The sequence below is a fragment of the Streptomyces poriticola genome (assembly GCF_036689765.1).
GTDB lineage: Bacteria > Actinomycetota > Actinomycetes > Streptomycetales > Streptomycetaceae > Streptomyces > Streptomyces poriticola.
Genome location: NZ_JBAGKH010000008.1, coordinates 1 through 11,429 on the forward strand (window position 1 = coordinate 1; position 11,429 = coordinate 11,429).

Sequence of the window (11,429 nt, forward strand, 5' to 3'; positions counted from 1 at the left end):
CCGGATAGCCGCGTCGAATAGTGTGCCTGCATGCGCTACGACCTCGTGATCTTCGACAACGACGGCGTCCTCGTCGACAGTGAACCGATCTCCAACCGGCTGCTGGCGGCATATCTGACCGAGCTGGGGCATCCGACGTCGTACGAGGACTCGTTGCGGGACTACATGGGTGCCGCGATGCACCGGGTCCATGATCTGATCCTGGAACGCACGGGGCGGCGGCTGCCGGCGGACTTCGACGACGTCTTCCACGCGCGGGTGTTCGCGGCGTTCGAGCGGGACCTCGTGGCCGTCGGCGGCGTGGCCGACGCCCTGGAGAAGCTCACCGCCGACGGGGTGGCGTACTGCGTGGCATCCTCCGGCAGTCATCGGCGGATCCGGGTGGGGCATCGGACCACCGGACTGGACCGGTGGTTCGACGACGGGCGGATCTTCAGTTCGGAGGACGTGGGCCGGGGGAAGCCCGCGCCCGATCTGTTCCTCCACGCTGCCGAGCGGATGGGAGTGGAGCCCGGGCGGTGTGTGGTGGTCGAGGACAGTCGGCTCGGGGTGCAGGCTGCCGTGGCGGCAGGCATGGACGTGTACGGATTCACGGCGATGACGCCTGCGGCGAGGCTGGCCGGAGCCACCGGACACTTCAGCGGCATGGGAGAGCTGGCCGATCTGCTGGCCTGACGTCCGGCGGCGGGCCCGGGAACCACGATCGTTCGCCGCTCAACCTGACCGATACGGTGGCGGGCATGAGCGGCCACGCACAGTTGATGTGGGACGAGGCAGTAACGGGCTATGACTTCGGTCCGGACCATCCGATGGACCCGGTCCGGCTCGCGCTGACGCGACGGCTGGTCGACGCCCTCGGGCTCGACCGGGCCGTCGAGGTGGTCGCGGGGAAGGCGGCGGGCGAGTCGACGCTCGCGCTCGTCCACCGGCAGGACTACATCGACGCGGTGAAGGCCGCGTCCGAGGATCCCGGGTCCGCGGACGGGTCGTACGGGCTGGGAACGATCGACGACCCGGCGTTCGCCGGGATGCACGAGGTGGCCTCCCTGATCGCCGGACAGTCGGTGGGCGCCGCGGAGGCGGTCTGGCGCGGGGAGGCCCTGCACGCGGTGAACTTCGCGGGCGGGCTGCACCATGCGATGCCCGGGAGCGCGTCGGGATTCTGCGTCTACAACGACGCGGCGCTGGCGATCGCGCGGCTGCTGGAACTCGGCGCGGAGCGGGTCGCGTACGTGGACGTGGACGTGCATCACGGGGACGGTGTGCAGGCCGCGTTCTGGGAGGACCCGCGGGTGCTGACGATCTCGCTGCACGAGCATCCGCGGACGCTGTTCCCGCAGACCGGTTGGCCGGAGGAGACGGGTGCCGAAGCCGCGCAGGGTTCGGCGGTGAACGTGGCACTGCCGGCCGGGACCGGGGACGCGGGGTGGCTGCGGGCGTTCCATTCCGTGGTGCCGGAGGTGATCGCCGACTTCCGGCCCCAGGTGCTGGTGACACAGCACGGCGCCGATACGCACTTCGAGGATCCCCTGGCACATCTGGCGGTCTCGCTGGACGCGCAGCGGGCGGTGCAGATGGCCTGTCACGATCTGGCGCACCAGTACGCCGACGGGCGGTGGGTGGCGCTGGGCGGCGGCGGATACGCGGTGGTGGACGTTGTGCCGCGGTCCTGGACGCATCTGGTGGGGATCGCAGCCGGGCGGGAGGTGGCGCCGGAGACGGTGATTCCCGAGGGGTGGCGTCAGGAGGTGTTCGCCCGGACGCGGCAACTGGGGCCGATGCGGATGACCGACGGGCGGTGGCCTGTGGAGTGGGTGGGATGGGAGGCGGGATACGACCCCGCGGACCGGCTGGATCAGGCGGTGCTGGCCGTGCGGCGGGCGGTGTTTCCGTTGCGGGGGATGCTGGCGTGAGGCCGGGCGGGCAGGCGTCTGCCCGCGGGGGTGGGGGCCGGTTTACGCCGACCGTGGGGTGATTGCCGGTTCCCCGTGTGTTCGTGCGGGCGATCCGGCAGGCTGGCGGGGGTGTGGGATCGGGGAGCGCTCCGTGCTCATCTGCTGTGTGCCCGGCTGGCCGGGGTCGTGGCCACCTCGCGTGAGGTGAGTCTGCGAAGCTACCGGTTGTTCGCGGCGCGGGATCCGCGTGCGCTGATGGGGATCGATCCCGAGGGAGCCTGGACGCAACGGGATCTGATCACGTTGATGGCGGACAGGTGCGGGGTTTCGGCCGATCCTCGGCACACCACAGGTCAGGATGTGATCGACCCGGACCGGACGCTCCTCGCGCTGGACGCCTTCGCCGGCCGGCTCGCCGAGGCCGCCCGGCGCCGTGCCCCCGTACTGTTCGGCACCGGGCACCCGCACCGGTTGCTCGGCTTCTACGCCGCCCTGGCAGACGCGCTGTCGGCGGCGGGATGTGCCGTACTCACACCCGCGCAGGGTCGCTCTGTCGACATAACGACCCGGTTCGGCCTACGCACCCACAACCTCGGCTACGTACGAGGAGTCGCGCTGATGCAAGAACCCGGTGCTTCCCGCTCCGGTTGTGAGCCCGGCGCACACACCCACTCACCGCTGCCGGTTCGTACCGCGCTGGCCGCGGTGGCCGAGGCCGGCGGGCCGCTTCCGGAGCTGGTGATCGGGGACCACGGCTGGGTCTGCGGAGCAGGTCAGCTGGGGTTCGAGGCGATCGGTCTGGCCGATACGGACGACCCCGCGCTGTTCGTCGGAGAGGCGGAGGGGTCCGTGTCCGTGGCCGTTCCACTTGATGACGCTGTGCGGTCTGCTTACTACCGGCCGCTCACCCGCTACGTACTCAAACGAGCGTGTCTGTCCCAGTAGGACGCCGATGGGTGCACCTCTTCCCCACTTGCATCACCCGCCCCTACCCTGGGGAGTGAGCACGCAGCGACGAAGAGTCACCGGAGGGGAAGCCGGTGGCCGTCGAGTGCGGAAGGTTCAGGTGTGTCATGGCTGCTGACCAGAGGCCTCTGAGCGAGGTTCAGTTCCTTACCGTGGCGGAAGTCGCTGCGGTGATGCGAGTGTCGAAGATGACCGTGTACCGGTTGGTGCACAGCGGTCATCTGCCTGCGATCCGGGTGGGCCGGTCGTTCCGGGTGCCGGAGAACGCGGTTCACGAGTACCTCCGCGAGAGCTTCGTGGGGGTGGACACCGCCTGACGGCGTCCGGAGGGGGTCCGTCAGGGCTTCGCAGGACCTCCTCCGCCCCTCGATTACGACCTCAGCGCTCGGGCGGGTAGGCTAGCCCCTCGTAGGTCGTGTGGGCCCATGGCGCCCAAACAACCGAGTGATGAGAAGTGAGCGAGGGTAGTCGTGGGCTCTGTTATCAAGAAGCGGCGCAAGCGGATGGCGAAGAAGAAGCACCGCAAGCTGCTGAAGCGCACGCGCGTCCAGCGTCGCAACAAGAAGTAAGCGACGCGACGCCGCGAGAGCGTGTCTGTGGCCCCCCACCGCAACCGGTGGGGGGCCACAGCCGTTTCCCGGGCACCGGCAGGGCGACGACGAATTCACGTCACTTGCTGCATCCGGCGGTCATCACGGCGCAACACCGACCCGCTAGGTTGGCCGCAGACGGGGAACGCGGCAGGGTACGGGCAGCGGAGACGTCGGCGGTGGCGGACCGCTGACCCGACGGCCAGGGCGGAAGGAAGGCGCTGATCTTGGGCAAGGTCGTGCTCGTGACCGGAGTGGCCCGACAGCTGGGGGGCCGGTTCGTCCGGCGGATCCAGCGGGACCCGGACGTCGACCGGGTCATCGCCGTGGACGCGGTACCACCCGAGCATCATCTGGGCGGCGCCGACTTCGTCCTCGCGGACATCCGGCAGCCCACCATCGGGCGGGTGCTCGCCGAGACCGGCGCCGACACCGTCGTCCACATGGACGTCACGGGCACGCCGCTGGTCAGCGGCAGCCGGGCCTCGGTCAAGGAGACCAACGTCATCGGCACGATGCAGCTGCTCGGCGCCTGCCAGAAGTCACCGGCCGTGCAACGGCTGGTGGTCAAGTCCAGTACCAACGTCTACGGGTCCGCACCCCGCGACCCGGCGGTGTGCCTGGAGACCACCCCGCCGAAGTCCCTGCCCAGCGGGGGCTTCGCCAAGGACACCGTCGAGGTCGAGGGCTATGTACGGGGCTTTGCGCGCCGCAGGCCCGATGTCGCGGTGTGCGTGCTGCGGTTCGCCAACATCCTGGGCCCGACCGCGGAGACCCCACTCGCGTCGTACTTCTCGCTGCCGGTGCTGCCGACCGTGTTCGGCTACGACCCGCGGCTGCAGTTCGCGCACGAGGACGACGTGATCGAGGTGCTGCGGATCGCCGCGCACGAGCCGCGCCGGGGCACCCTCAACAGCGGCACGTTCAACGTCGCCGGAGACGGGGTGCTGTTGCTCTCCCAGTGCTCCCGGCGCCTCGGCCGCCCCACGGTGCCGCTGCTGCTGCCGGCCGTCACCGGGGCGGGCACGGTGGTGCGTACGCTGGGGATGACGGACTTCTCACCCGAGCAGATCCGGCTGCTCACCCACGGCCGGGTCGTGGACACCACCCAGATGCGGGAGACGCTGGGGTTCCAGCCGAAACACACCACCGCCCAGACGTTCGCGGACTTCGTGCGCAGCCGGGGACCCGGACTGCTCCCCCCTCAGGCCCTTGCCGGGGCCGTCGACCGGATCGCGGCACTGGCCCTCAGGGACAGCGGCCACCTCCCGACCCAGAGCGCCAACTGAGGAGCGCATTCAACGATGGCGGACGCCAAGGTCATTCCGTTCGACGACGACCGGTCCCGCGGCGGCGCGGTGCAGCGCCCGGCGCGGCGCCGCACCCTGGGCAGCCGGCGCAAGGGCGCGGCCGAGCCCGTGCCGGTGCGTGAGGTCCAGCCCCTCCCGGTCCCGGGCGCCGTGCCGGACGATGTGCCGGTGACGCAGGAGGAACAGGGGGACCTTCCCCGGGAGCAGCCGGGCGACGACGGCGGGCTGGAGCGGCGGATCGCGGCCGGACTGGCCTTCCTGCGCCGCCGTCTCACCGGCGACTACGAGGTCGACGACTTCGGCTACGACGCCGAACTCACCGACCAGGTGCTGATGTCCCTGCTGCGCCCGGTGTACGAGCAGTACTTCCGGGTCGAGGTGAAGGGCATCGAGAACATCCCGTCCGAGGGCGGTGCGCTGATCGTCGCCAACCACTCCGGGACGTTGCCGCTGGACGGCCTGATGATGCAGGTCGCGGTGCACGACCACCACCCGGCGGGCCGGCATCTGCGGCTGCTCGCGGCCGACCTGGTCTTCGTCCTCCCCGTGGTCAACGAACTCGCCCGCAAGCTCGGCCACACCCTGGCCTGCGCGGAGGACGCCGAACGCCTCCTCGGCCAGGGCGAGCTTGTCGGGGTGATGCCGGAGGGCTTCAAGGGAATCGGCAAGCCGTTCAGCGAGCGCTACAAGCTGCAACGTTTCGGCCGCGGCGGCTTCGTCTCCACGGCGCTGCGGCAGCGCACCCCGATCGTGCCGTGCTCGATCGTCGGGGCCGAGGAGATCTACCCGATGATCGGCAACGCCAGGACCCTCGCCCGGCTGCTCGGCTTCCCGTACTTCCCGCTCACGCCGACGTTCCCGTGGCTCGGCCCGCTCGGGGCCGTGCCGCTGCCGACGAAGTGGACGATCCAGTTCGGCGAGCCGATCCCGACGGACCGCTATCCGGCGGAGGCGGCCGAGGACCCGATGCTCATGTTCAATCTGACCGACCAGGTCAGGGAACAGATCCAGCACACCCTCTACAAGCTGCTGGTGCAGCGCAGGTCGGTGTTCTTCTGATCCGCTCCCCGGCCGGCGGCGAGATCAGTCGAGGACCGCGACGGCGTCGATCTCCACCAGATGCTCGGGTACGTCCAGTGCCGCGACACCGATCAGCGTGGCCGGCGGTACCGGAACGGTGCCGAGCCGTGCGGCCGCCCGGGTGATGCCCTCCATGAGCAGCGGCATCTTGTCCGGGGCCCAGTCGACGACGTAGACCGTCAGCTTCGCCAGGTCGCCGACACCGCCGCCGATCTCGTCCAGGGCCGCGGCGACGTTCAGGTAGCACTGCTCGACCTGGGCGGCGAGGTCGCCGTCGCCGACCGTGACACCGCCGGCGTCCCACGCGACCTGTCCGGCGATGTGGACCAGCCTCGATCCGGTCGCGATCGACACCTGTCGGTAGGCGTCGACCTGCGGCAGCCCTCGGGGGTTCACCAGTGTGACGGTCATGCGCCCGCTCCTTTCACTCACTCTCTTGCGGTTACTTCATCACCGTAGGAGAGTCAGGGCTGACCTGGAAGAACGCACTTTTCGGTGACTGGGGAACCTGATGGGAACCAAGCAGTTCAGCGGCTTGCCCGAGGACGCGGACCTGACCCGCGCGGACTCCCTGGCACGGGAGATCTTCTCGGACGTCGCCAACAAGTGGGCGTTGCTGATCATCGAGTGCCTGGGTGAGCGCACTCTGCGGTTCAGTGGGCTGCGGGACGGGGTGGAGGGCATCAGCCACAAGATGCTCACCCAGAACCTACGCATGCTGGAGCGCAACGGCCTGGTGGAACGGACCGTGCATCCCACGGTGCCGCCACGGGTCGAGTACACCCTGACCGAGCCGGGCCGGGCGCTGCGGGTGACGATCGACGGCCTGTGCGGCTGGACCCGCCGGTACCTGGGTGACATCGAGGCCTCCCGGAGCCGCTTCGACGCATGAGAAGCGTCCGGTGCCGGACATGAGCCAGGCCGGTGGGACGGCCCTCACACCGAGGGAGCCCCACCGGCCTGCGGAGATCAGCCGCTGGAGGCCGGCTCAGTCGATGTTCTCGCCCTCGATGCCGAGGCCGGGAAGGAGCCCGGGCAGCAGGGGCGGGAGGGTGACATCGGGCTCGGGCACGGTGCTTCGGCCGTCGCCGGTGGACGGCAAGGCACTGCCGGTGTCCACCGGCGGGTCGAGCAGGCCGCCCGCGCCGCCGCCGATCAGACCGTCGTCGTCGCGGCCGGGTTCCGCGGACTCGCTGGGCTGTTCGCTGTCGTGACGCCCGCCGTCGGACGAGCCGTCCCCACCGCTCTCTGCGCTGGGCGCCGTCGACCGGCCGGTGCCGGGTGCGTCGGTGACGGTCGAGTCGGCACCGCCGCCCCGGCCGCCGCCACCGCTGTCCTGGGCCGGGGACTCCGGCAGCAGGGACTGCAGCGGGGCCACGTCCTCGTCTATGGCGTCGAAGACCGACGACACCTGCTCACTGACGTCCCCGAGCTGCACCGGCAGCCGCTCGCGCAGCGCCCCCCAGGTCTCGCGGTGGGAGCGCGAGAAGGAGGAGAGGGCCTGCATGGGGCCGAGCGAGCCGGGATCGCGGGCGTAGGCCCCGCTGAGCAGGCGGTGGCCCTCGGAGGCGTCGTGCTGCATGCCGGACAGGGCGCGGCGGACATCGCCGAGGGACTCGTGGTCGAGGGGGCCTCCGCGGTCCCGCTCCATCAGCCGACGGGCTTCGCTCAGCCGGGTCGACGCCTGGTCGAGGTAGGCGCGCCCGCGCTCGCTGTCGTCGTCGGCGAGGCCGAGCTTGAAGTCCTCGATGCCCCGTTTGAGGCCGTAGAGCGAGTCACCGGGCAGGGCGTCCGAACTGGCAGCGGCGACGCCGCCGAACGCTCCCGCGGCCACGCCGACGCTGAGTCCGCCCGCGGTGAGGCCCTTGGCCAGTCGGGTGCGCGGCCGGAACCGCTTCAGCGGGGTCGCCCGATGGGCGCCGCGTGCCCTGCGCTGCCCGGGCACCGAAGGGTCCGCCGCATCGCCCTCCTGCAGCATGGCCTCGAACGCGGCCACCAGCTGGGCCCGCTGGACGACCTTGACCTCGGGGTCGAGCTCCGGACGGGGCAGCGCGTCGAGACCGGCGGTGAGAGCCAACAGGCGCTCCTGCTCGGTCCGTTCCGCGGCCTCGGCCGGAGCCGGTCCTCCTGACTGCTCGGCCGCCGCGCCCCGATCGGACTGCTCCTCCAGAGCCTGGGCGAAGGCGTTCGCCCGCCGGTGCGCCGATACGTTCGCGATCACTGGCGGCACCTCCTCTCGTCATGACGGTCGACTCCCCAGGGGGTCCTGAGGGTTGCACACCCGGACGGAAACCACACGATCGTGTGATCGGCCTCCGTCGGTGTACGACCACAGGGAGCCTGCATCCCGCACAACGAGCGGCGCGGCACTTGGGTTACGGACACGGGAGGGGCGGACCGCGGAGTCAACAGACTTTCACCGGAGGTGACTTGAGGACGGCTGAGGGTTGCGGTGCCGGATGTCAGCGTGCATCGTCCGGCAGCAGCCGGGCCAGGGTGCGGACGGCCCGGTACTGGAGGGTCTTGATGGCGCCCTCGTTCTTGCCCATGACGCGGGCGGTCTCGGCGACGGACAGGCCCTGGAGGAAGCGCAGGGTCACGCACTCCTGCTGCTGCGGGTTGAGCCGGCGTACGGCGTCGAGCAGGGCGGCGTTGGAGAGCGACTCCAGGACGGAGTCCTCCGGGGAGCGCTCGACCTCGTTGGCGTCGAGCATCTCGCCGGTGGTGACCTCCAGCCGGAAGCGGCTGGACTTGAAGTGGTCCGCGACGAGATTGCGGGCGATCGTGACCAGCCAGGCGCCGAAGTCACGGCCCTGCCAGGTGAAGGTGCCGATCCGGCGCAGGGCGCGCAGAAAGGTCTCGCTCGTCAGGTCCTCGGCGGTCGCCTTGCCGCCGACGCGGTAGTAGATATAGCGGTACACGGTGTCGCTGTACTGGTCGTAGAGCCGCCCGAAGGCGTCGGCCTCGCCGGCCTGGGCGCGTTCGACGAGGTCCATCATCCGGGCGCTGTCGCTGTCCGCGGCCGGGCGGCGGGCGGTGGCGGTCCCGGACGACCGCCCGCGTCTGCCGACGGCCGCGCCGCCGTCGGCGAGCGCGTAGCACGGGGCGGCGGGGGCGGTGGCTGCGGCGAGGGCGGGGACGGCGTACGCGGTGGGGACGAAGTCGCGGAACAGGTCCTGGAGCGTTTTGACCGTTGCGCGCAGCGTAGCCAGGCCCGAGGCGTCAACCCCGACGTGTGGGTACACGGGACTCCCAGAGGCAGAGCTTCCATCACGTGCAGTGCGGGACCGTTCACCCGTCGTGGCGACGGAGGGGTACCGGTTTGCGTCTGAGGAGAATAACGCTTCGTGCAGGGCCTGCTACACCCGGTTGCTCAAATCATCGATTACGTCGCTTCTGTAACCGATTGGCGGTCGATTGAACGTCGGAGAGTGATCGATTCCTGATCGGAACGGGCCGGGTTCCGGGGGTCCGGCGGACGAGTTGTGGTCAGGTCCCGGGAGGGTGGAGTGGGGCGGCTGCGGCGGGGGTACGTCAGTTGTTTTGACCTCCGCCCGCGAGGCACTGCGCGCCGCGGTGACCGAGGGCGTGCCTTCGGTGGGCGTGGGGGCGGGCACCGACGCCCACCAGATGAGGTGGGGCGACTGTCCGTGGCCCGGTGGGGGACGGGCCCGCAGTCGTGGACGGAGAGAAGGGGGCGGGGGGTGGCCGCACGCAGCGGTCGGCACGTCCACGCCGGTCAGGTCCCGGCCCACCCATCATTCCGCGCCGCTCGGAGGACGGGCACCCCCGGCCCCGACACCGCGACACAGCCGAACGCGCACCCCGCACTCCCGGCCACCCGCACAGGCCGCCGCAGGCACCCCACCCGCACCAGCACCCCCACCGAACCGCCCGGACGGCCGCGGGCACCACATCCCCGCCGAACCGCCGGAGGCTACCTACGGCGCCGATGCAGCGCGATGGCCGCCGCTGTGCCGCCCGCCACCGCGCCCACTCCGGCCGCCGCCGGGATGCCGACCTTCGCCGCCTTCCGCCCGGTGCGGTAGTCCCGCAGCCGCCAGTCCAGCTCGCGCGCGTGTCTGCGCAGTTTCGCGTCGGGATTGATCGCGTAGGGATGCCCGACCAGCGACAGCATGGGAATGTCGTTGTGCGAGTCGCTGTACGCCGCGCACCGGGACAGATCCAGCCCCTCCGCCACGGCCAGCGCCCGCACCGCCTCCGCCTTCGCCGGCCCGTGCAGCGGCTCGCCGACCAGCTTGCCGGTGTACACCCCGTCGACCGACTCGGCGACCGTACCCAGTGCCCCGGTCAGCCCCAGCCGCCGCGCGATCACCTGCGCGATCTCCACCGGCGCCGCCGTCACCAGCCACACCCGCTGCCCCGCGTCGAGGTGTGCCTGGGCCAGCGCCCGCGTCCCGGGCCAGATCCGCTCGGCCATGTACTCGTCGTAGATCTCCTCGCCGATGGACCGCAGCTCGGAGACCCGGTGGCCCTTCACGATCGACAGTGCCGAGTCGCGTGCGTCCTGCATGTGCTCGGGGTCCTCGACCCCGGCCAGCCGGAACCACGCCTGCTGCCAGGCGAACCGCGCCAGATCGCGGGTCTCGAAGAACTTCCGCTTGTACAGCCCCCGCCCGAAGTGGAACAGGGCGGCGCCCTGCATCACGGTGTTGTCGAGGTCGAAGAACGCCGCAGCCCGCTCGTCGCCGTGGACGGGGAAGTCGGGCTCCCCGGAGTCGGGCGCCTCCTGGGCGGCCGCGTCCTGCGTGGACTTGCGGGCGGCCTCCGCCGAGGCCTCGCCGGCGAGCACGCTCCGCGCCGTGGCGGAGCGCCTGCGGGGGGTGAGCCATCCGAGAGCGGCCATGTCCGTGAGCATAGCCAGTTTGTTCGGGCGTGCCGGAGCCGCGGCGTTGGGAAGCCGTGAACTCTGGGCGGCGGTGACGTTAAAGAGTGCGCCCGGCGGGCGCGTCGCCGTGCGCCGCGCGCAGGCCGCACGCTCGCCCGGGCGGGGGTCCCCGTCCGGGTCCGGCGCGGGAGAATGGCGGACATGAGCCCCCTGTTCCGCCGGAAGAACCCGGAAGCCGCGTCGGCCGAGCATTCTGAGCAGCATCTCGTCACCCTCATCCGCAAACCGGGCTGTCATCTGTGCGACGACGCGCAGACCGTCGTCGCGAAGGTCTGCGCGGACCTGGGCGTGCCGTGGGAGGCGAAGGACATCACCCAGGACCGCCGGCTCCACGACCAGTACTGGGAGCAGATTCCCGTCGTCCTCGTGGACGGCCGGCAGCACACCTTCTGGCGTGTGAACGAGGACCGACTGCGCAGGGCACTGACCGAGTAGTCCAAGTAGTCCGGATGGTCGCTTAGGATCGATGGTGATGTGGTCTCGGGGGCGTTGATCGTGAGGAGCGTGTACGGCTTTGCCCCCAATGAGAGAGGAACGCGCGGGCGCCCGTGCCGGTTCCCCCGTCGTGCGCCGGGGGCGCGTGACCCCGGTCACGTTGGCCGGGCAAATCGGACACCATCTTTGTGCACGCGTTCACAAAGACATAGCCTGCATTCGACGGGGCGGTCACGTCGGGACG

13 protein-coding genes are annotated in these 11,429 nt (G+C 70.9%); 9 read left to right on the top strand and 4 right to left on the bottom strand.

The window, feature by feature from the left end:
- Window positions 1-30: 30 nt before the first annotated feature.
- The 7 genes from V5O46_RS14410 (at window position 31) to V5O46_RS14440 (ending at window position 5,820) form a co-directional block, all read left to right on the top strand.
- On the top strand, window positions 31-675 hold the full coding sequence (locus V5O46_RS14410) for an HAD family hydrolase (RefSeq protein ID WP_332884983.1): 645 nt from the start codon (window positions 31-33) through the stop codon (window positions 673-675).
- 65 nt (window positions 676-740) lie between these two features.
- Complete coding sequence (locus tag V5O46_RS14415) at window positions 741-1,913, top strand: acetoin utilization protein AcuC (RefSeq protein WP_332884984.1); 1,173 nt, start codon at window positions 741-743, stop codon at window positions 1,911-1,913.
- A gap of 111 nt (window positions 1,914-2,024) precedes the next feature.
- Window positions 2,025-2,840, top strand: coding sequence for a phosphatase (locus V5O46_RS14420; RefSeq protein WP_332884985.1), 816 nt, complete (start codon window positions 2,025-2,027; stop codon window positions 2,838-2,840).
- A 128-nt stretch (window positions 2,841-2,968) separates the two neighbouring features.
- Window positions 2,969-3,178 carry a helix-turn-helix domain-containing protein gene (locus tag V5O46_RS14425; RefSeq protein WP_332884986.1) on the top strand — a complete coding sequence of 70 codons (210 nt, stop codon included), beginning with the start codon at window positions 2,969-2,971 and terminating at the stop codon, window positions 3,176-3,178.
- Between the two features lie 153 nt (window positions 3,179-3,331).
- On the top strand, window positions 3,332-3,430 hold the full coding sequence (locus V5O46_RS14430) for a 30S ribosomal protein bS22 (RefSeq protein ID WP_003948845.1): 99 nt from the start codon (window positions 3,332-3,334) through the stop codon (window positions 3,428-3,430).
- A gap of 248 nt (window positions 3,431-3,678) precedes the next feature.
- A complete protein-coding gene (locus tag V5O46_RS14435; RefSeq protein WP_332884987.1) occupies window positions 3,679-4,740 on the top strand; it encodes an NAD-dependent epimerase/dehydratase family protein in 1,062 nt (353 codons plus the stop codon).
- A gap of 15 nt (window positions 4,741-4,755) precedes the next feature.
- Window positions 4,756-5,820, top strand: a complete 1,065-nt coding sequence (locus V5O46_RS14440; RefSeq protein ID WP_332884988.1) for a lysophospholipid acyltransferase family protein — start codon at window positions 4,756-4,758, stop codon at window positions 5,818-5,820.
- A gap of 24 nt (window positions 5,821-5,844) precedes the next feature.
- On the opposite strand, the gene V5O46_RS14445 is transcribed toward V5O46_RS14440, so the two are convergent.
- Complete coding sequence (locus tag V5O46_RS14445) at window positions 5,845-6,252, bottom strand: RidA family protein (protein WP_332884989.1); 408 nt, start codon at window positions 6,250-6,252, stop codon at window positions 5,845-5,847.
- 100 nt (window positions 6,253-6,352) lie between these two features.
- Between V5O46_RS14445 and V5O46_RS14450 the strand changes: the two genes are divergently transcribed.
- On the top strand, window positions 6,353-6,733 hold the full coding sequence (locus V5O46_RS14450) for a winged helix-turn-helix transcriptional regulator (RefSeq protein WP_332884990.1): 381 nt from the start codon (window positions 6,353-6,355) through the stop codon (window positions 6,731-6,733).
- 96 nt (window positions 6,734-6,829) lie between these two features.
- Here V5O46_RS14450 and V5O46_RS14455 read toward each other — a convergent pair whose 3' ends face one another.
- The 3 genes from V5O46_RS14455 to V5O46_RS14465 all read right to left on the bottom strand — a co-directional run bounded on the left by V5O46_RS14455 (window position 6,830) and on the right by V5O46_RS14465 (window position 10,708).
- A complete protein-coding gene (locus V5O46_RS14455) occupies window positions 6,830-8,062 on the bottom strand; it encodes a DUF5667 domain-containing protein (RefSeq protein ID WP_332884991.1) in 1,233 nt (410 codons plus the stop codon).
- 241 nt (window positions 8,063-8,303) lie between these two features.
- Window positions 8,304-9,086, bottom strand: coding sequence for an ECF subfamily RNA polymerase sigma factor, BldN family (locus V5O46_RS14460; protein WP_332884992.1), 783 nt, complete (start codon window positions 9,084-9,086; stop codon window positions 8,304-8,306).
- 692 nt (window positions 9,087-9,778) lie between these two features.
- Entirely contained in the window at window positions 9,779-10,708 is a 930-nt protein-coding gene (locus V5O46_RS14465) for an HAD family hydrolase (protein ID WP_332884993.1), read from the bottom strand.
- A 174-nt stretch (window positions 10,709-10,882) separates the two neighbouring features.
- On the opposite strand from V5O46_RS14465, the gene V5O46_RS14470 reads away from it, so the two are divergent.
- Window positions 10,883-11,185 (top strand): glutaredoxin family protein, encoded by a 303-nt coding sequence (locus V5O46_RS14470; protein WP_332884994.1) that lies wholly within the window; start codon window positions 10,883-10,885, stop codon window positions 11,183-11,185.
- Window positions 11,186-11,429 lie beyond the last annotated feature (244 nt).